The sequence below is a fragment of the Neorhizobium vignae genome (assembly GCF_000732195.1).
GTDB lineage: Bacteria > Pseudomonadota > Alphaproteobacteria > Rhizobiales > Rhizobiaceae > Neorhizobium > Neorhizobium vignae.
Map to the genome: position 1 here is coordinate 20,071 of NZ_JNNU01000010.1, position 20,208 is coordinate 40,278.

19 protein-coding genes are annotated in these 20,208 nt (G+C 62.1%); 2 read left to right on the plus strand and 17 right to left on the minus strand.

What is annotated here, in order from left to right; translation table 11 throughout:
- Positions 1 to 90: 90 nt before the first annotated feature.
- Positions 91 to 2,217 (minus strand): ParB/RepB/Spo0J family partition protein, encoded by a 2,127-nt coding sequence (locus GQ59_RS17795; protein ID WP_037083680.1) that lies wholly within the window; start codon positions 2,215 to 2,217, stop codon positions 91 to 93.
- 773 nt (positions 2,218 to 2,990) lie between these two features.
- Here GQ59_RS17795 and GQ59_RS17800 point away from each other — a divergent pair.
- On the plus strand, positions 2,991 to 4,985 hold the full coding sequence (locus GQ59_RS17800; protein WP_037083681.1) for a PhoX family protein: 1,995 nt from the start codon (positions 2,991 to 2,993) through the stop codon (positions 4,983 to 4,985).
- A 308-nt stretch (positions 4,986 to 5,293) separates the two neighbouring features.
- On the opposite strand, the gene GQ59_RS17805 is transcribed toward GQ59_RS17800, so the two are convergent.
- The 9 genes from GQ59_RS17805 to GQ59_RS17845 all read right to left on the minus strand — a co-directional run bounded on the left by GQ59_RS17805 (position 5,294) and on the right by GQ59_RS17845 (position 12,865).
- A complete protein-coding gene (locus tag GQ59_RS17805; RefSeq protein ID WP_037083683.1) occupies positions 5,294 to 6,325 on the minus strand; it encodes an L-idonate 5-dehydrogenase in 1,032 nt (343 codons plus the stop codon).
- 10 nt (positions 6,326 to 6,335) lie between these two features.
- Positions 6,336 to 7,283 (minus strand): 2-hydroxyacid dehydrogenase, encoded by a 948-nt coding sequence (locus GQ59_RS17810; RefSeq protein ID WP_037083951.1) that lies wholly within the window; start codon positions 7,281 to 7,283, stop codon positions 6,336 to 6,338.
- A gap of 107 nt (positions 7,284 to 7,390) precedes the next feature.
- Positions 7,391 to 8,158: an SDR family oxidoreductase gene (locus tag GQ59_RS17815; RefSeq protein WP_037083684.1), complete on the minus strand. Its 768-nt coding sequence runs from the start codon at positions 8,156 to 8,158 to the stop codon at positions 7,391 to 7,393.
- 56 nt (positions 8,159 to 8,214) lie between these two features.
- Entirely contained in the window at positions 8,215 to 8,889 is a 675-nt protein-coding gene (locus GQ59_RS17820; RefSeq protein ID WP_037083686.1) for a 4-carboxy-4-hydroxy-2-oxoadipate aldolase/oxaloacetate decarboxylase, read from the minus strand.
- A 95-nt stretch (positions 8,890 to 8,984) separates the two neighbouring features.
- A complete protein-coding gene (locus GQ59_RS17825; protein ID WP_037083688.1) occupies positions 8,985 to 9,821 on the minus strand; it encodes an ABC transporter substrate-binding protein in 837 nt (278 codons plus the stop codon).
- A gap of 38 nt (positions 9,822 to 9,859) precedes the next feature.
- Entirely contained in the window at positions 9,860 to 10,627 is a 768-nt protein-coding gene (locus GQ59_RS17830; protein ID WP_037083689.1) for an amino acid ABC transporter ATP-binding protein, read from the minus strand.
- The gene (locus GQ59_RS17835) at positions 10,624 to 11,382 is read right to left on the minus strand and encodes an amino acid ABC transporter permease (protein ID WP_037083691.1); all 759 of its coding nucleotides are present in this window, start codon (positions 11,380 to 11,382) and stop codon (positions 10,624 to 10,626) included. Before GQ59_RS17835 ends, GQ59_RS17830 begins: the two co-directional genes overlap by 4 nt.
- Entirely contained in the window at positions 11,379 to 12,086 is a 708-nt protein-coding gene (locus GQ59_RS17840; RefSeq protein ID WP_037083693.1) for an amino acid ABC transporter permease, read from the minus strand. The genes GQ59_RS17835 and GQ59_RS17840 overlap by 4 nt, the downstream gene beginning before the upstream one ends.
- On the minus strand, positions 12,083 to 12,865 hold the full coding sequence (locus tag GQ59_RS17845; RefSeq protein WP_037083695.1) for an SDR family oxidoreductase: 783 nt from the start codon (positions 12,863 to 12,865) through the stop codon (positions 12,083 to 12,085). The genes GQ59_RS17840 and GQ59_RS17845 overlap by 4 nt, the downstream gene beginning before the upstream one ends.
- Before the next feature lie 213 nt (positions 12,866 to 13,078).
- Between GQ59_RS17845 and nac the strand changes: the two genes are divergently transcribed.
- Complete coding sequence (gene nac / locus GQ59_RS17850) at positions 13,079 to 13,984, plus strand: nitrogen assimilation transcriptional regulator NAC (protein WP_037083697.1); 906 nt, start codon at positions 13,079 to 13,081, stop codon at positions 13,982 to 13,984.
- 52 nt (positions 13,985 to 14,036) lie between these two features.
- Here nac and GQ59_RS17855 read toward each other — a convergent pair whose 3' ends face one another.
- Genes GQ59_RS17855 through GQ59_RS17885 form a run of 7 tightly spaced genes read right to left on the minus strand, consistent with a single transcriptional unit; the run spans position 14,037 to position 20,046 of the window.
- Positions 14,037 to 15,248, minus strand: a complete 1,212-nt coding sequence (locus GQ59_RS17855; protein ID WP_037083952.1) for a pyridoxal phosphate-dependent aminotransferase — start codon at positions 15,246 to 15,248, stop codon at positions 14,037 to 14,039.
- 53 nt (positions 15,249 to 15,301) lie between these two features.
- Positions 15,302 to 16,069, minus strand: coding sequence for a 5-oxoprolinase subunit PxpA (locus GQ59_RS17860; protein WP_037083699.1), 768 nt, complete (start codon positions 16,067 to 16,069; stop codon positions 15,302 to 15,304).
- A 27-nt stretch (positions 16,070 to 16,096) separates the two neighbouring features.
- Positions 16,097 to 17,092 carry a 5-oxoprolinase subunit C family protein gene (locus GQ59_RS17865; RefSeq protein WP_037083700.1) on the minus strand — a complete coding sequence of 332 codons (996 nt, stop codon included), beginning with the start codon at positions 17,090 to 17,092 and terminating at the stop codon, positions 16,097 to 16,099.
- Positions 17,089 to 17,796, minus strand: a complete 708-nt coding sequence (gene pxpB, locus GQ59_RS17870; RefSeq protein ID WP_037083702.1) for a 5-oxoprolinase subunit PxpB — start codon at positions 17,794 to 17,796, stop codon at positions 17,089 to 17,091. Before pxpB ends, GQ59_RS17865 begins: the two co-directional genes overlap by 4 nt.
- Complete coding sequence (locus GQ59_RS17875) at positions 17,793 to 18,221, minus strand: acetyl-CoA carboxylase biotin carboxyl carrier protein (RefSeq protein ID WP_037083704.1); 429 nt, start codon at positions 18,219 to 18,221, stop codon at positions 17,793 to 17,795. The genes pxpB and GQ59_RS17875 overlap by 4 nt, the downstream gene beginning before the upstream one ends.
- On the minus strand, positions 18,218 to 19,597 hold the full coding sequence (gene accC / locus GQ59_RS17880) for an acetyl-CoA carboxylase biotin carboxylase subunit (protein WP_037083706.1): 1,380 nt from the start codon (positions 19,595 to 19,597) through the stop codon (positions 18,218 to 18,220). Before accC ends, GQ59_RS17875 begins: the two co-directional genes overlap by 4 nt.
- Entirely contained in the window at positions 19,597 to 20,046 is a 450-nt protein-coding gene (locus tag GQ59_RS17885; protein WP_037083708.1) for an acetyl-CoA carboxylase biotin carboxyl carrier protein, read from the minus strand. The genes accC and GQ59_RS17885 overlap by 1 nt, the downstream gene beginning before the upstream one ends.
- Positions 20,047 to 20,208: the final 162 nt, after the last annotated feature.

Consider the following 20,208-nt stretch of genomic DNA (forward strand, 5'->3'; position numbering starts at 1 on the left):
AACAGGAAAGCCCGGCGCGATGGCCGGGCTGTTTGGAAATGAGACCCGACCACAAAGGCGGTCGGGCCATGAAAAGGAGGATGAGAGGACCTATTCGGCAGCGGCCAGATCCTCGTCGTCGATGACGTCGTCAATGTCGCCGTGGGTCTCGCGTGACGACGCCGAATCTTCGGTCAGGAACTCCGGCAGTTCCGGCGTCTCGGCGCCGAAGCCGCCTTCAGCGGCAGCCGATCCGTCACCGACATCTGAGCTTTCGACGAAATTGACAGCATCCGCCATGCGAAGCGGTTCCGGCAACCAGCCGCTGTCCGCCATGAGCCGCTCGGCCTCGCGGGCCATGTCGGCTTTCTTGAGATGGCCGATGCGTTCCGCGGCTTGGTCACCCTTGGCTTCTCGAACTGCCTGCAGGATGTGTGCCTTGGTGACACGGCCGAGATAGTTGTCGGCCGTCGGCGTCCACCCGGCTTCAACCATATCGAAACCGATCGAGCGGGCCAGCTGCCCGGCATGGGCGATCGCCCGGGTCCGTTTGTTCCAGGGTTCGATCACGGCATTGACCGACGACGCGGCGCAATAGGCAAACAGCGCCTGCCGGCTGACATCGTCGAGCTTGATCAGGAAATCCCAGAGATCGTTCGGGTCGTTGGGGAGATCCTGGCCCCAGGCGTCATGCCGCTGATCGATCTCCTTCGCCCAGACCGTGTCGCCGAGACCGGGCGTCTGGCGGAAGCGGGCGCTCTGCAGCGTCACCTCCAGGCATGAGTCGGAAGCGTAGAGGTAAAAGGTCTTGAGCACGAAGACGTGCAACACCGCGATGAACGCCATCACGGGATTGTTCGCCAACGCATTGCGCATCGCAACCGTTCTTGTGGCTGTCAGGTCGAGAGCCAGGCGGTCTGGAAGCGGCTTGACCGTGTCATCGTCCTCCTCCGATTGGGCGGCCTCGCCGTCGGCGACGGTAGGCGAGGACAGTTCACCGCCATGATCGGCGGTGTCGTCCCCTGCATCATCTGACGGGCCGGCTTCGGCCTGTGGTTCGTCTTCCGGCCTTACGAACCCGCGCTCGATCTTGAGCTCGCCGCCGGCGCCGAGCGAAACGAAAACGCCCCCGCGGGCAACGTCCTCGGGATCGAAGACGAACGGCCTGTCATTGAGCCGATCGAGTTCGACACCAAGCTGTTCGAGCTTCTGTTCGGTGTCTTCGGAATACTCGTTCGCCTCGGCATAGTCAGCATCAAGCTTGTCGTACGCGGCGCGAAGATCATCGTAACGCACCAGTTCCTCTTCGGTCATCTCCTCCTGTTTGCCGTAGAACCGGCGGAAGCCCGATGTATGGCCATAGGGAAAGTCGAACGCCGTCTCGACCCATTTCCAGCCCTCGGCCGACTGGATTGCCGCGGCGTCGCCTTTCAGCTTTTCAAGGACGAGTTGCTCCAGCAGGGCCGGATCCTGCAGCCACCCGCCACTATCCTGCTCGAACAGATCGCGCATCACGACACCGCCGGCGGATTCGTAGAACTCGACGCCGACATAGACGGCTCGCCGGTCGCTGGCCCGGATTGCGGTCTCCGTCAGCAGGCGCCGGATGTAGTAGGGCTCACGGCTATGCGAGCGCGAGATCGTGTCCCAGACCTGTTCCTGGCGGACGTGGTCATTGGTGATCGAGAACGCCATGACCTGCTCGAGCGTCATCGCGTCTTCGGCATAGACGTCGAGAAGGCGCGGGGATACGGACGCCAGGCGCAGGCGCTGCTTCACCGTCACGACCGTGACAAAAAACCGGGCTGCGATCTCTTCCTCGCCGAGCCCCCGTTCGCGCAGGATCTGAAAGGCGCGGAACTGATCGAGCGGATGCAGGCCGACGCGCTGAACGTTTTCAGCCAGCGAATCCTCGACTTCCGGCGTCTCACCAAGGCTGACGATGCACGGGACCCCGGCGGTCTTGGAAAGCCGTTTCTGCGAAACAAGCCGTTCGAGGGCACGATAGCGACGGCCGCCGGCGGGGATGCGGTAGATGCCAGTCTCGTTCCCATCAGCGTCGAGCTCGGGGCGGACACTGAGGCTGGTCAGCAGACCACGGTGGGCGATGTCTTCGGCGAGATCCTCGATCGACACGCCCGCCTTGATCTTGCGGACGTTCTCCTGGCTGAGGACCAGCTTGCTGAAGGGGATGTCGCGGGCTGTACTAAGGGTGATTTTCTGAATGGCCTGGGCCATGTCGGTTTCTCCATGACGGACCGGGCGAAGCCTCTCTCCAACCCTCTCAATCCGTCACAGCTTTCCCGTCCCTCCTTTTCCTCTACCGCCTTCCCACCATGTCCCACAGTCTCTTAGACCGGCGACGCTTCCCGTTTGGCCAAGATCCGGCAATGCTGCGTCAGGGATGGAAGCCCTTCGGGTGAAGACCGCCGCAGCCTGGCTTCAGCTTTGCCGACTGCCCGGGCCGAGGCGACGCCAGTCGGACCGATCCGCGACGCGTTCTGCACGAGATGCGAAAGCAAAAGGCGCGTCAACGCCCGGGACGGCCCGTCGATTTGCCGGGAGGCGGTAGCGCTGTGATCTATGCCGGTCGATCTCGGGCCTTGATCGAAATGGACAGGATTTGGAGGATGGTGTGGCTGAGGGTTTGCAGGTCAAGCGTCTGTTGCTGAAAGCGCCAGCCAGGCTGCCGGAATATCGGACTGCCGGGGCTGGAGCGCTTTCGGCATAGGCTTCTGTATCAAGGAACTAGCTTGCCTCACGGCAGGCTCCGCCCTCTCCTGAAAGTCGCTTCCTGGAAGGCCGCGCGCTGCGGTAACACTCGTGGTCTCGCCAGGCTCGATATGGCCTTCGGGATCGCCCAGCAACCATTCCGACTGCCAACCAGAGAGATCTGGAGTCCCGAGACAGGAGATGGACGGCGCGGTGGTGCTGTCGCATACCTGTAATAGTGTAACCTTAGGTTAGAATGGCTCCAGGCTTGGGGCAAATCCTAACTTAGAGGCGAGCCAATGAACGAGCACACTTCCCGGAAGATATTCCCGACAACCCAGCTTGAAGACGCGGATGGCGATGGCCACAACACGAGCGTCAACCCGACCATGGGTGAAATCATCGGCAAGCGTTTCTCGCGCCGGAATTTTCTGCAGGGCTCGCTCGCCGTCTCGGCTATTGCGGCCACGGTCAGCCCCGTCGCCCTGATGAGCGCCGACGAGGCGCGTGCCCAGAACCGGAGCGGGTCCGCCTTTAGGTTCACCGAAGTGGAAGCCGGCGTTGATGCCGACCACCACGTGGCCGACGGTTATAACGCCGATATCCTTCTGCGCTGGGGCGATGCCGTCCTGCCCGGCGCGCCGAAATTCGATCCCACCAAGCAGACGGCTGATGCGCAGAGCAAGCAGTTCGGCTATAACAACGACTATGTCGGCTACATTCCGCTCGAAGGTTCGAGCGAGCACGGCCTGCTCGTCGTCAATCACGAATACACCAATCCGCACCTGATGTTCCCGGGCCTCGTCAAGGTCGTGGATGGCAAGATCCAGCAAGGCGCGCTCAGCAAGGAGCAGGTGGATGTCGAAATGGCGGCCCATGGCGGCACCATCGTCGAAATCCGCAAGGCCGGCGGCAAGTGGCAGGTCGTCACCGACGGCAAATACAATCGCCGTATCACTGCCAACACACCGATGGAAATTACCGGCCCGGCGGCCGGCAACGATCGCCTGAAGACCAATGTCGATCCGACTGGCATGCGCGCCATCGGCACGATCAACAACTGCGCCGGGGGCGTCACGCCCTGGGGCACTTACATCATGGCGGAAGAGAATTTCCATGGCTATTTCTCCGGCAAGCTGCCGGAAGGCCATAGGGAGGCCGCCAACTACAAGCGATACGGCGTTCCGGAAGGTGGCTACGAGTGGGCCAATTTCTACGACCGCTATGATCTCGCCAAGGAACCCAACGAGCCGAACCGCTTCGGCTGGATCGTCGAGGTTGACGTTATGGACCCGGCCTCCACGCCGAAAAAGCGCACCGCGCTCGGCCGCACGAAACACGAGGGCGCCGAATCGATCGTCGCCAAGAACGGCAAGGTCGTCTTCTATCTCGGTGACGACGAACGGTTCGACTATGTCTACAAGTTCGTGACTGAAGGCACGTTCAATCCGAACGACCGCGCGGCCAACATGAACCTGCTCGACAAGGGAACGCTATACGTCGCCAAGTTCAACGAGGACGGCACCATGCAGTGGCTGCCGATGATCCACGGCCAGGGCCAGTTGACCGCCGCCAACGGATTTAACAGCCAGGCGGACGTGTTGATCGAATGTCGGCGCGCGGGAGACGTGCTCGGTGCCACAAAAATGGACCGGCCGGAAGACGTCCAGCCGAACGGCGTCAATGGCAAGGTCTACGTCATGCTGACCAACAACACCCGCCGCAAGGCCGACCAGATAAATGCTGCCAATCCGCGTGCAGAAAACGCCTTTGGCCACATCATCGAGATTGCCGAAAACGACGGCGATTTCACCGCCACCTCCGGCAAGTGGGAAGTGCTTCTGAAGTGCGGTGATCCTTCCGTAGCGGCGGTCGGCGCCACCTTCTCCACCGAAACCACCAAGAACGGCTGGTTCGGCATGCCGGATAACTGCGCCGTTGATTCCGCCGGTCGACTCTGGGTCTCGACCGACGGCAACAACAACAAGGCGACCGGCCGAACGGACGGCCTCTGGGCCGTCGATACGGAAGGTGAAGCCCGCGCCACGTCAAAGCTCTTCTTCCGCGTCCCCGTCGGTGCTGAGATGTGCGGCCCGCTCTTCACCCCGGATGACCAGACGGCTTTCGTGGCCGTCCAGCATCCGGCCGATGGCGGCGAGGACTGGCCGGGCCATGGCCGTCCGTCCTACTACGAGGACCTTTCCACTCGCTGGCCGGACTTCAAGCCCGACATGCCAGTACGACCTGCAGTCGTTGCGATCACCAAGGTAGGTGGCGGCAAGATTGCCGTCTGACACGATCAACGCGGCGTCGAGCGACAACGAGAGCGGCAGCACGGCTGCCGCTCAGTGGTGAATGCCGGCCGCAATGCGGGTTGCGTTCCGGCTCTGGCTACGCTGCTCTACAAGAAAAAGACTGTTTGAGCTCTCGCCTGGGCCTCGGCAGGTCACAGGCAGCCAATTCTGCAGGTATTGGACCCGAGACTGCAAGAGGCGGCCTTCACGAGCCGCCTCTTGTTCTTGTTGCCCACCGCGCGTTCAATACTGTCGCAGGCGCGGATTCAATTCCTGTGATGCCAATCTTGTCGATCCTGGTTCGACTGCTAAAAAGCCAGTTGGACCTTCATGGACCTTGTCCTGTCGCCGGCAGCCTCGAAAGCGTCCACGGCATTCTCGACCGGGAAGATGCCGGTGAGCAGCGGTTTCAGATCGACGCGGCGCGTGCCGATGAGGTCCACGGCAAGACTGAATTCCTCGTGGAAGCGGAAGGTGCCCTTCATCTCGATTTCCTTGGCGACCACCAGGTTTTGCGGGATGGAGACATCACCGCCGAGCCCGAGCTGGACCACCGTGGAGCGGGGCCGGAGCACGTCCAGGCCGGAGCGCAGGGCGCGCTCGTTGCCGGACGCCTCGAACTGGACGTCGAAATAGCCCTTGTTGGCGGAATAGGCGGAAAGCTCTTCCGGATTGCTGGCGACGTCGATGACCCGGTCGGCGCCGACCGCCAGCGCCTTGGCGAGGACCGCGGCCATGACGTCGGTGGCGACGATCTCGCGGGCACCATGGGCACGGGCGGCAATGATCGCCAGCGCCCCGATCGGACCGCAGCCGGTGACGAGAACGCGCTTGTCGGTGAGCGAGCCGGCGCGGGCCACCGCATGCAGCGTGACCGCAAACGGTTCGGCCATCGCCGCTTCGTTGATCGACACGCCGTCCGCTACCCTGTGGCACTGCCATTGTTCGGCGACCAGCCGCTGACGGAAGGCGCCCTGGATATGCGGCATCGGCATGGCGCTGCCGTAAAAGCGCATGTTGAGGCAATGGTTCTGCTGCCCCTTCAGGCAGTAGTCGCAGGCATTGCAGGGCCGGCTCGGCGACACCGCCACCCGGTCACCGATCGCAAGGCTGGAGACGCCCTCCCCCAGCGCCTTGATCGTTCCTGCAACCTCGTGGCCGAGGATCATCGGCTCGCGAATGCGCACCGTGCCGAAGCCGCCGTGATTGTAATAATGCAGGTCGGAGCCGCAGATGCCGCCGACCTCGATGGCCACCTCCACCTGCCCGGGGCCGAGCGCCTCGACCTCCCGTTCCTCGATGCGCAGGTCCTTGGCGGCATGGATGACGACGGCTTTCATGGGCTTGTCCTCAGATGACGGGAGTGGGCAGGGCGGCGCCGGCAAAATGGGCGGCGAGATTGTCGCGCACCAGCTTGCCCATCGCCTTGCGAGTCTCGATCGTGCCGGACGCATGGTGCGGCTGGACGAGAACATTGTCGAGTTTCAGGAAACGCGGGTTGAGCTTCGGCTCGGCTTCGAAGACATCGAGTGCCGCCGAACCCAGCGCGCCGCTTTCCAGCGCATCGAGCAGCGCCTCCTCATCGATATTGGAGGCGCGCGAGATGTTGATCAGCATGCCGTCCGGCCCGAGCGCTTCGATGACGTTCTTCGAGACGATATGGCGGGTCACCGTCGAAGCCGCCAGCGTCACGAACAGGAAGTCCGCGTGCCGGGCAAGTTCGACCGGATCGGCGATGAAGGTCATGCCTTGGGCATAGGGTTTTTCCGACACGTCGCTATAGGCGATATCCATGTCGAAGCCCTTGAGGCGCTTGGCGACTTCGAAGCCGATGCGGCCGAGGCCGAGCACGCCCGCTCTTCTCCCCCAGACGCGGCGCTTCAGCGGATAAAGACCCTTTGTCCCCCAGCTGCCGTCCTTCACCCAGGTTTCCGCGCCGATCATGCCGCGGGACTGGACGAGCATCATCGCGACGCCCAGGTCGGCAACGTCATTGGTCAGCACGTCGGGCGTGTTGGTGACGCGGACGCCCCGCGCCCGGCAGGCGTCGAGATTGACGGCGTCGTAACCGACACCATAGACCGAGACGATCTCCAGCTTCGGCAGCCTGGCGATCAGTTCGGCAGAGGCGCCGAGTTCTCCCCGCGTGGCGATGGCGCGAATGCCGTCCGCATGATCCTGAACGAATGCATCGCGGTCTTCAGCCTCGTAGAGCTTGCGCACATTGTACTGCGCCTCCAGCTCGACGAGGTCCCATTCGGGATAAGGGCCGATCAGAAGAATGTCGGGCTTGGCCATTGTTTCCTCCGCCATTGTTTCCTCCATTGGGATGTTCATGTTGTTTCCGACGGTCTCATGACGGTCCGGCGCCATGGCGGACCGCCATGGACGCAACGCGGGCTCCCCTAGAGAGAGGTCGTGATGCCGCCATCGACATAGAGCGTGTGTCCGTTGACGAAGGAGGAGGCCTTGCTTGACAGGAAGACGGCCGCCCCGACCAGTTCCTCGACATTGCCCCAGCGGGCTGCCGGCGTGCGTTTCTCAAGCCAGGATGAGAATTCCTGGCTATCGACCAGTGCCTGGTTCAACGGGGTCTTGAAGTAGCCAGGCGCGATCGCGTTGATCTGCAGGCCGTGTTTTGCCCAGTCGGCGCACATGCCGCGCGTCAGGTTCTTCACAGCCCCTTTCGTCGCCGTATAGGGCGCGATGCCGGGGCGCGCGAGTTCGCTCTGCACCGAAGCGACGTTGATGATCTTCCCCTGCCCGCGGCCGATCATGTGACGCGCCACCGCCTGCCCAACGTAGAAGACACTGGAGACGTTGGTCTTCATGAGCTGCTCCCAGCGATCGATGGGGAAATCCTCGAGCGGCGTGCGGAACTGCATTCCGGCATTGTTGACCAGGATATCGATCGGACCGACCTCGGCCTCGATCGCATCGACGCCACGTTTGACCGCATCCGGATCGGTGACGTCGAACTCGGATACCCTTGCCTCGTAACCTTCATTCTCAAGGCCATCGGCAGCCGCCCGAAGTTTCGCAGGGTCGCGCCCGTTCAGCACGACCGAAGCTCCGTGTTCCGCCAAGCCTCGCGCAAGCGCAAAGCCGATACCCTGCGACGATCCCGTCACCAGCGCACGCAAACCCGAAAGGTCAAATAAGGGGTAGGTCATGTAATCCTCTTTCCGAAAAGAAAGACCGTCGCTTGGTGCGACGATTGCGGGCGGGCTCAGATATCGACGACCAGGCCCTTGGCTTTCAGCACCGGCTCCAGATTGCTGACCTCGATTACCGACTTGCCCTGCTTGTAGGCTGCGATATAGCCGGCTTCGGCATCCTCGCGTGCCTGGGAAAGCCTTGCGGCCTCCTGTGCTTCCGCGCGGCGGACAACGACCAGCCCATCGGCATCGCCGACGATGATGTCGCCCGGATTGATCGTTTCGCCGCCGACGATGATCGTGTCGTTCACCGCCGCAATGGTTTCCTTGACGGTACCCTTGATGCAGACGCTGAGCGAGAAGACCGGAAAGCCGAGGTCCCTCAGCTGCAGCGTGTCGCGCACGCCCGTATCGGTGACCAGGCCGCCGATGCCCTTTGCCAGGCAGGCATTGGCGAGAACGTCACCGAACGAGCCGGCCTCTTCGTATTCGCCGGCAGACACGACGATGATGTCACCCGGCTTTGCATAGTTGATCGCGAGCTGAAGCATGATGTTGTCACGTGGCGCGCATTTGACCGTGAACGCCGGGCCGCACAGCTTCATGCGGTAATCCACGGGCTTGAGGCGGGAGGAGAGTGCTCCGCGGCGTCCCTGCGCTTCGTGGATGGTTGCCGGCGAAAATCTGGAAAGTGCCTCGATGTCGGCCTTGCTTGGCCGTTCGGCGATGTCTTTTATGTGGATCATGGAAACCTCCCACGGTTAGGCGGACGGCGGGCACGTCCCGCCGCCTGCAGTCTTCGATGATTTGCAATTGGATGGAGTACCTGGGGCCAGAAACCTCAGGGGATCGGGTCGAACTTCAGTTCGGAAAGCGGTACGACCTTGTCGTTACGCGTCATCTTGTATTCGGTATTCGGACCAAGCCACTTGTCCCAGATCTTGTTGAGTTCGCCGGACGTATCGAGCTTGCGGAGCACCTCGTTGATCTTGGCGGTCAGGGCCGGATTGTCCTTGGCCATGCCGATGCCGATCGGCTGGAACAGCATCGGATCCTCGATCATCCGCATTTCCTTGCCCTTGGTCTTGGATTCGTTGACGAACTTGGTCGTCGTCATGGTGTTCGCCACCATGCCGCGCGCCTTGCCCTGCTGGACGGCGAGATAGGCCGATGCGGTATCCTGGAAGGTCAGCGGATCGGACTTGTTGAGCTTGATCGACATTTCCGAGGTCGAGCCCTTGGTCGAGGCGATGCGCTGGCCTTCATAATCGGCCTTCTTCTTGCCGGGGTCATCGGCCGGGACGATCAGCATTTCCTTGGCAAGATAGTAGGGATCGCTGAACTGGATCTGCTCCGCGCGGCTCAGCGTATAGGCAAGATTGGCGACCGTGATGTCCACGCGGCCGAGCTTGACTTCCGGCACGCGCGCTTCGACCGAGACCGGCTTGATTTCGGCCTTGACGCCCAGTTCCTTGGCGATCGCATTGCAGAGATCGACGTCGAAGCCGGCCATTTCGCGGGTCTTCGGATCGGGTGCCGCGAAAGGCACCACGTCGGCAAACGTCGCGCAGCGAAGCGTCTTGGCCGACATGATCGTGTCGAGTTGATCCGCCTTTGCCGGCAAGGCCGTCGCGGCACCTGCCAAGACGGCGGTAAGAGTTACGAATTTCCAGTTCATTGCTGTTCTCCTTTGTTGTTAGTCGTTGGTCGTGAGTATCAATGGCGCAGATCGGCGAGGAACCGCTGAGCCCGGGGATGGCGGGGGGTCTTGAAAAACTCCTCGGGCGGGGCCGTCTCGAGGATCTGCCCTGCATCGATGAACCAGATGCGGTCTGCGACATCGCGGGCGAAGCCCATTTCATGGGTCACGCAGATCATGGTCATGCCTTCGGATGCCAGGCTCTTCATGACCGCCAGCACCTCGCCCACCATTTCCGGATCGAGCGCGCTGGTCGGCTCGTCGAACAGCATGACCGGCGGTTCCATGGCGAGCGCGCGGGCTATCGCCACCCGCTGCTGCTGGCCGCCGGACAGCTGGCCGGGATAGGCCCGCGCCTTGTCGGCGAGCCCAACGCGATCGAGAAGCTTGAGCGCCTTGTCATGGGCGACAGCCGCGGCCACGCCCTTCACGCGGATCGGCGACATCGACACATTTTCGACGACGGAGAGATGCGGAAACAGGTTGAAGTTCTGGAACACGAAACCGATCCGGCTGCGCAGCAGATTGAGTTCCCTCGTGCGCATTGCCGCATGAATGTTCTGACCGTCGAGGGTGATCGATCCGCTGTTGATCTCCTCGAGACGGTTGATCGTACGGATCAGGGTGGACTTCCCCGAACCGGAAGGCCCGCAGATCACCACGACCTCGCCCCGGGCGACTTCGGCCTCGATATTCTTGAGGACCGGATAGTCGCCATAGCTTTTGCAAACGTCCGAAAGGCGGATCGTCTGAACCTGCTGGATCTGCGCTGCTGAGGTGCTCATAGCTGCTCCGATATGATTTTGGCCGGTACGAGTTCAACCGGCGCCGCGTCGCCGGAAAGGCCCGCGCGGCGACGCGTGATGCGGCGCTCGACGATGTTGGCGACATGCGTCAGGCTCCAGCAGATCGCGTAATAGACGACCGCAAGGATGAAGAAGACCTGGAAGGGCTGCGTCAGAAGCTGGTTGTTGACCTGGCTTGCCGCAAAAGTCAGGTCCGGGACATTGATGACATATCCGAGCGTCGTATCTTTTATTGTCGAGACGAAGGTCGAGATGATGCTCGGGATCATGTTGTAGAGCGCCTGCGGAAGGATGATGAAGCGCATCGCCCCAAGAGAACTGTGTCCGAGTGCACGGGCGGCATCCATCTGGCCGCTGCCGAGTGCGACAATTCCGGCGCGCACGACCTCGCTCAGGAATGCGCCCTGGTAGACGACGAGCGTCGTCAGCATCGTCACGAAGCTCGGAACGTCTGCCCCGGTCCAAAGAGGGACGAGGAAGTAACTCCAGAGGATGAGCATCAGCAGCGGCACACCGCGGGTTACGTAGACAAGCCCCGTGACCGGCCACCGCAGCAGCCGCCATTTCGACAGCCGCGCCAAGGCAAGCAGGATGCTGACGGGAAAAGCGAGCGCGATGCTGAGCGCCGACAGGATCAGCGTATTTGCAAGTCCGCCGAGCGGGCCGTTCGGATATTGACCGATCAGCAACAGAAGCCAGTAGTCCTGGATGATGGCGATGACATCGTTGATCATGCGCGTGCACTCCGGGCCGGATCGGCGCGCATCGAGAGATAGGCGCCGGCGCCCATGATCAGGAGCGAGAAGAACAGGTAAAGAACCGTGCCGATCAGGTAGATTTCGAAGGTGCGGAAGCTCAGGTTCTCGACCTCCTTCACAGCATGCGTCAGCTCGGACGCACCGATGACGATGGCGAGGCTGCTGTTCTTGAACAGGGAAACACTATGGTTGATCAGCGGAGGAAGCGCATTACGCACGCCCTGCGGCATGATCACGAAACGCATCGCGGAGATATAGCTGTGCCCGAGAGCCTTGGCGGCTTCCATCTGGCCCGGGCTTACGGAGCGAAGGCCGGACCGCAGGTCCTCGCTGAAATAGGCCGCCTGGCACAGGCCGAGGCCGATGACGGCGAAGATCGTTTCGGCATTGTGAGCCGCGAGCCAGGATGTCAAGCCTGCCGGGAAGAGCGTGAATATGCCGAAATACCACAGCATCAGCTGCACGAGGGTCGGCACGTTGCGATGGTAGGAGACATAGGCAGCCACCGCCCTGTCACCGAAGCGGAGCGGCGAAAACCGGATGCACAAAAGCAGGAGCGCGAGCGTCATGGCCAGCAGCCACGACCCGATATAGATGACAAAGGTCATCTCGATGCCGTGCAGAAGCATCGCGGTATATTCGGGATTCCTCAGGATAGCCGAGAGATCGAACCCGTTCACCGCCCCGGCTCCCTGGAAATGTCCGGACCTGCCGGAGCCGGCTGCGGCCGGGCCGTCTGCAGGCCACCCATGACCTGCAACGTCGGCGTGATCTCCATGTGCCCGATATTGACCGCGACCGGCGCAGCGATCGCAAACGCTATCGCTTCGGCGATGTCGGCCGCCTGCGGCAGCTCGAAACCGTCGATGAACCGCTCCCGGATGCTGGGATCGTCGCCATGCACATGGTTGAAAATGTCCGTCGCGACCCGCCCGGGGCAGATTTCCGTCACCCGCACGCGCTTGCCGAACGCGTCGATGCGCAGCTGGTTTGACAGCATGGCGACCCCGGCTTTCACTGCGTGATAGGTGGAGTTGCCGCCGAAATTGTAGTTGCCGGCGATCGAGGAAATGTTGATGACATGGCCCCGATCGCGAGCGACCATTCCCGGCACGATCAGACGGCAGAGGTGCAGGACCGCACGGAGATTGACATCAACGAGGAGGTCGATATCGCCCTCGTCTGCTTCCAGGAATTTCTTCGGCCGATCGACGCCGGCATTGTTGACGAGGATATCGAACTCGACTCGACCGGTGAGTTCGGCGAGCGCGGGGCGGTCGGTGACATCGATGACATGAGCGATGCAGCCGGTGCGTTTGGCCAGATCCTGCAGAGCATCGCCGCTGCGGGCGATCGCGTGGACCTCGATATTCTCACGGCGAAGCCGCTCCACCACAGCGGCGCCGATACCGGAGGAAGCGCCGGTAACCAGTGCGGTTTTGTAATCGGAGAATGGCATTCGGATCCCCTTGTTGTTGCCGCCAACAGTAGCGAACCTTTAATCTCTTGCCTAAGACCGATTATTTGTGGAGCAATAAGCAACGGCTATGGAGGCCTGGCTCCCCAATGTCGGCAGGTGACGGTCACCGGGCGAGATCGCAGTCAGCGGCGTTGCAAAAGAAGATCGCGTCTGCAAACATACGTCTGCTCAGGACAAAAGACAAAAATCCGAATGGACATCAGACGCCTCAAATCCTTCATCGTGATTGTCGACAGCGGCAGCATCACGCGCGCCGCCGACCTGCTGCATATCGCGCAGCCCGCGCTCAGCCAGCAGCTGGCGGGGCTGGAGGAGCATTTCGGTCAGAAGCTTCTGATCCGCAGCCAGCAGGGGGTCAGCATGACCGATGCGGGGCATGCGGTGTACCGCCATGCGCAGATCATTCTTCGCCAGATGGAACAGGCGCAGGCGGACGCTTCCGCTGCCGGCAACTCACTGGCCGGGCGCGTTTCCGTGGGGCTCGTGCCGTTCAGCAGCGCCGCCACCCTATCCGTCGACCTGCTGGCCGAAACGCGCAGGCGCCATCCCGGCATCCTGCTCCATCTCACGGAAAGCGTCGGCCAGACCTACAGTCAGATGATCATGAACGGTCGTCTGGAAATGGCGCTGATCCACGGGGCCGGGCCGATCAAGGGCGTGCGGTTCGAGCCGATCCTCAGCGAGGAATTCTATCTCGTCGCGCACCGCGATTTTGCGATCGAAGCGGACAGCAAGCCCATTCCGGTCGGGGCTCTCGACGGTTTGCCGCTTCTGATGCCGCCGGCCTATAACTTCGTCCGCCGTGCGGTCGATATGGCGTTCACGCGCAGCCGGATCAACCTGAAGGTCGTGGCTGAAGTTGAAATCGTCAGGACATTGGCGCGCGCCGTGGGCGGTGGTCTCGGAGCGACCATCATGCCCAAAGCAATCGCCGATCGTATCGTGACAGAATCGAGCGAGCCGCTGATCTGCCGCCTCGTCTCCCCGCGGATCGAGGAAACGCTGTCGCTCTGCATTTCCGACCAGAATTCGCTGTCGGAACCGGCCCTGGCGGTCAAGGATATCCTTCTCGAGCTGACCGCGCGGCTGAGGGTGTAAGGCGGGCTCCGGCACGATCGCAATCGCGCCGGACAGGTCATCGGATCACGCGTCAGCGCATATCCCGGCAGAACTGGGCGATCCGCGCGCATCCCTCATCCAGCATTTCCATGCTGGTCGCGTATGAAATCCGGAAATAGGGGCTCATGCCGTACGCTGCGCCCTGCACCGTCGCCACATGATGTTCGTCCACCAGGGCCATGACGAAATCGACGTCGGTCTCGATCTTTCGCCCGCCCTTGCTGGTCTTGCCGATCAAACCGGACATATTGGGATAGAGGTAGAACGCGCCCTCGGGCTTGTGGCAACGCAATCCTTCCACTTCCGACAGCCGGTCCAGCACGAAATCGCGCCTCTGCCTGTAGATCGCGGCCCGCTCCTTCAGGAGATCCTGAGGCCCATTCAGCGCCGCGATGGCGGCCGCCTGCGTGACCGTGGTGATGCCGCCGCCGTTCTGGCCGTTGACGTTGCTGATCGCCGCGATCAGCTCCTTCGAACCGCTGGCGCAGAAGCCGAGCCGCCAGCCGGTCATTGCATAGGCCTTAGAGACCCCGTTCATGGTCAGGACGCGATCATAGAGCCTGGGCTCCGCATCCACGATGGTGCAGAATTCGAACCCATCATAGACCAGATGTTCGTAGATGTCGTCGGTCAGGATCCAGACATCCGGATAGCGCAGCATGACCTCGGCGATCGCCTTCATTTCGGCACGCGAGCAGGCCGCACCGGTCGGATTGTTGGGAAAATTCAGGATCAGCCATTTGGTGCGCGGCGTGATCGCGGCTTCCAGATCCTCCGGGCGCAGCTTGAAGCCGGCCTGCTCGAAGCAGGGTACCGCCACCGGAACGCCGCCGGCGAACTTGACGATATCGGCATAACTGACCCAGGAAGGCGTCGGAATGACGACCTCGTCGCCGGGATTGCAGGTCGCGAGCATCGTGTTGAAGATCACCTGCTTGCCGCCCGCTGAAACGACGATCTGGCTGGCATCATAGTCCAGATTATTGTCCCGCTTGAACTTCCTGCCGATCGCCGCCTTGAGCGCCGGCGTGCCGTCCATCGGCGGGTATTTCGTATCTCCGCCGAGTGCCGCGGCATGCGCCGCCTCGATCGCATGCGGCGGCGTCGGGAAATCGGGTTCTCCGGAGGAGAGGCTGACGACCTTGATACCTTTTGCGGCCAGTTCCCGGGCGCGCTGGGTCATGGCGGCGGAAGCGGATATGGAGACGTTTTTCAGGCGGTCGGCTGTAGAAGACATCGACATGATCTTTCGATACGGATTGAAACGGACGACCGCCGGCTGGCGGTCGGGATATGTCAAAGTGCGAGTTCGGCGGCCGGCGCGAGCATTGCGCCCGAGGCTTCGATCTCGCTTCTGACGATACGCGCAAGTTCAAGGGAGCCTGGGGTATCGCTGTGCACGAGGATGGACCGGGCCGGCATGGCGATGGTGTCGCCATCGATGGTCTCGACAGTTCCGTCGAGAAGAAAGCGGCGCACCCTTGCCCGTACCGACGCCTCATCCTTGATCACGGAGCCGGGTAGGCCGCGGACAACAAGCCTGCCTTCAGCATCGTAGGCCCGGTCGGCCAGGAAAAGCGCCAGTGTCTTCAACCGCGCTCGTTTGGCAGCCCGTTCTATTTCACTGTCGGGCGTCACGAACACGACAAGCCCCGGCTCTACCGTCGCGATGGCATCCATCATCAGATCGGCGAGCACCGGATCACGGTTGACCATATTGCCCATGGCGGCGTGAAAGCTGATATGCCCGACGGCGACGCGCTCGCTGGCGGCAATCGCCATCAGCGCGCCGAGCTGGTAGAGCATCTGCTGGCGCAGCTCATCCGCCTGGAAGGACATTTCACGCCGCCCGAAGCCAAGTCGGTCAGGCAGGCCCGGATGTGCGCCGACGCCCACACCGTTTGCTTTGGCGAGCCGCACCATGCGCGCCATCGTATCCGGATCGCCGCCGTGGAAACCGCAGGCGATGTTGGCCGACGACACGACCTTCATCATCGCCTCGTCGTCGCATAGCCTATAGGGACCGAATCCTTCGCCCATGTCGGAATTCAGATCGATTTTCACCAGCAACTCCCTTTGACCGATCGTATTTCAGGCCATCGCCCTCAAGGCGCGTTTGACCATCTCTGATGTGGTCCGGACGTCTTTAACATAGCGGGCAACCGCCTGCTCCACCGCGCGCGCCTCCGCATGGGTGGACCGCACGAACCGCAAGCGGCTGCCTATGCGGGCCTGGCCAAGCCGCCACAGATCGCATTCGATCACGCCGGCGATCTTCGGATAGCCACCCGCCGTGTTCGCATCGCTCATCTGGACGATAGGCTCCCCACCGGGCGGGACCTGGATCACACCGGGCATGATCCCATGGGAACGCATCTCAATCGACGCCGTCGGCTTGATGGGCTCGCCCGACAGACGATAGCCGGTGCGGTCGCTGCGGGAAGAAATCTTCCAGGTCTGGCTCCAGAAGGCGTCGCCATCATCGGGAAACAGGGCATGTTCACCACCAGGCAGGGCACGGACCGGCAGGGCGCCGTCAACGAGATCCGGAAAGACCTCCCGGAGCGCCACGGCGGGCTCGATGACGGCCAAGCCGTTCGCCGGCACGGGGGCAAGGTCGGTGCTGTTACCGACCGCGATCCGATCGCCCTTTTCCAGTGGCCGGCCGGCATTGCCGCCAAAGCTGCCGCGCAGGGATGTGCTGCGCGACCCCATCACCGATGGGACATCCAGCCCCCCGCCGATGGAAACATAGGCGCGCGCAAGTGTCGGAGGATGCTTCAGCGCAAGCACCTGTCCGGCCTCCGCCGTATAGGCGCACCAGGAAAGCAATTCCAACGCATCCAGTAGGGGATCGCCGTCGGCGCCCGTAACTGCGAAGACGGTCCGGCGGTCGAAACGCAGGCTGAACGGAAAGGTCTGCACCTCTATCGCGGCCGCGCCCTCTTCATTCCCGACAAGAATATTGCCGATCCTCACGGCAAGCGGATCCATCGCGCCGCTGGCCGAAACGCCGATATCGCGATAGCCCGGTCGCCCGAGATCCTGAACCGTATTGAACGGGCCGGTTTCTACAATCTCGATCATAGCTCGATCCTTGCCGGCACGAACCGCACCGTATCGCCCGGCGCCATCATCGCCGGCGTGGGCGACGTTGGGTCGAACATCTGCAATTCTGCGAAACCTATGGAATTCCAGCCATTCGGGCCCGTGAGCATTGCAACGCCGGTCTGCATGCCGCCGATGGTCACGCAGCCCCTCGCCATCTTCAGCGACGGTACGGTCTTTCGCGGCATGTAGATACGCTGATCGAGGCCGTGCAGGTAGCCGAAGCCCGGAGCGCTGCCCAAGGCAAAAACACGGTAGGTCGCTTCGTGATGAATACGGACGACCTCACGGTCGCTGAGCCGGGCAAGGTCGCAAAGCGCGGGCAGGTCCACCGCATGCTCGCCGCCGTAGTGAACAGGGACTTCGATCGTCTTGCCCGCCAGATCGATGCCGCGGGCATTGTCCCATGCCTCCAGCAACCGTGCCACGACAGTATCGGGATCCTCCGGCGCCTCCGTGAATATCGCCAGCAGGTTGGTCATTCCCGGAACGATTTCCGCGATATCCGGCCAACCCCTGACCGTCTGCGACAGCGCCCAGATCCGGCGTTGTGCGGCCAGATCGAATTCTCCCGGCGCTTCGAGCAGGAAGGACCGGGCTCCGATCGAGGAAATCCGAGCACGGCCTTGGGCAGCGGGTACGATTTCGCGCAGCGGCATGTGGTTGTTCAATGTGGCAATCATGATTGAGGCTCGATCTCGAACAGCGGATCGCCGAAACCGACCAGCGCATCGGGTTCGGCAAGCTGCTTGGTCAATATGCCCGCGCGGCCGGCACAAAGTGGAAGCAGGACGGGGCCGACGCGAAGGAAGCCAAGGATGTCTGCGGCGGAAACGGTTCGCGGCAGACGACCGGCGGCTGGCGAGCGCAATGGGCTGCCCGGGCAGAAATGACCGGCCATCGGCGCCTTGACGGTCATCAACGGTTGAGCCGCCGGGGCCGGCTGAGAGGTTGCGGACACATCGATCCTGGCTTCATTTCCCGTCGCAATAACGATGCGCAACTGTCCGCCGGGCCTGGATATTTCGAGCCCGCTCACCCCGGCTGCCGTCAGAGCATCGGTGAGGAACGCGATCGTCGCGGGATCGCTGAAATCGATCCCACTCATGACGCTCTCCGTTGTTTCAGCCATTGCTCGAGATAGTGGATATCCGTCTCGCCACGCGCAAACGCGCTGTCCTCGAAGAGCGCACGCAGGAACGGAATATTCGTGGAAATTCCGTCCACTCGCGTCGCGGCAAGCGCCTCGCGCATCCTTGCCATCGCCTCCGCGCGCGTCGGCGCATGAACGATCAGTTTGGCGATCAGCGAGTCGTAATAGGGTGGCACCTTGTACCCCGCATGGATATGGGTATCGACCCGGATACCGGTCCCCTCGGGAAAGGCGAGACTGGTGATGATGCCGGCTGACGGCAGAAAAGTATCGGGATCCTCGGCATTGATGCGGCACTCGAAAGCGTGCCCCGCGCATTTGACGTCAGCCTGGGCCAGTTCGAGCAGATCGCCCTGAGCCACTTTGATCTGCGCCTGGACGATGTCGATCCCGCTTGTCATTTCGGTGACCGGATGTTCGACCTGAAGCCGGGTGTTCATCTCGATGAAATAGAACGCACCATCCTCGTAGAGGAATTCGAAGGTTCCGACGCCGCGGTAGCCGATCTGGCGGCAGGCTTCGACACAGGCCTGCCCGACGGGCCCGATCACCTCCGGCGCGATCCCAGGTGCCGGCGCCTCTTCCACCACTTTCTGATGGCGGCGCTGCATGGAACAATCCCGGTGGCCGAGCCAGACTGCATTGCCATGGGTGTCGCAAAGCACCTGGATCTCGATATGACGCGGATGCTGGAGGAATTTTTCCATGTAGAGCGACGGCGACCCAAAGGCCTGCCGCGCCTCTTCGCGGGTGAGCGCGACCGCCTCCTGGAGCTGGCCTGCCTCCGGCACGAGACGCATGCCCCGTCCGCCTCCTCCGCCGGCGGCCTTGATGATAACGGGATAACCGATCTCCTCGGCCACGCGCTCAATGACCGCCGGATCGTCGGCAAGCGCCGTATCCGGTCCGGGAACACAAGGCACGCCGGCTGCTATCATTGCCCTCTTTGCCGAAATCTTGTCGCCCATGGTTTCGATCGAGGACGCGCTCGGACCGATGAATGCCAGGCCAGCTTTTTCGACCGCATCGGCGAATGCGGCATTTTCTGAGAGAAAACCATAACCGGGATGGATGGCGCCGGCGCCAGTCAAGCGCGCCGCCAGAAGAAGAGCATCCTTGTTGAGGTAGCTTTTTGCCGCGCTCGAAGGGCCGATGCAAAGGGCGCTGTCGGCGGTCTTGCCATAGGGCGCCTGCCGATCCGCTTCGGAATAGACAACAACGGTCTTGAGGCCTAGTTGCCGGCAGGCTTTCTGGATCCTGGCCGCGATCTCCCCGCGATTGGCAATAAGAACCGTATCGAAACGCGGACGACTGTCGAATGTCTGAGTCATCACGCGATCTCCGCGAGCAGATCGCCCGTCTCGACTTCGCCGCCGTCGATTTCGGTCAGGCTGACAATGCGCCCAGACCGCGGCGCGGCGATCTTGTTGAAGACCTTCATCGCTTCGATAATGAAGAGAGTCTGCCCATCCGTCACCTCATCTCCAAGCTTGACGAACGCCCCCTCGCCCGGTGCCGAACTGCGATGCAGCGCGCCGGAGACCGGCGCTGTTACGGGAATGGCCGACGCCTGGCCGATAGTCGGCAGTTCATCAGGTCCCAAGGCGATCGACGCACCCGCAACCGGATGTTGTCCCCGCGCCAAATTCGCGGAGGCCTTGTCCGCCGTTGGCTGCGACCGGAAGATCCGAACCGTCACGTCCTTCTCGGTCACGGCGAGTTCGGTAATGCTCGATCGACCGACAAAGTCGATCAGGGTCTTGATCTTCGAGAGGTCCATATTCGCGCTCGGTATTTCGAATGCCGTCGCGCGCTTTTGCAGATCAAGTCGCGTGATACGGTACCATTGCGTAACACGATCGGGCTGCCGATGGGGTCAGACGAACTTTTGATGGACCGGCTCGGTTCCGGAATCCGTCCGGGACGATCAGGCCCCAACGGC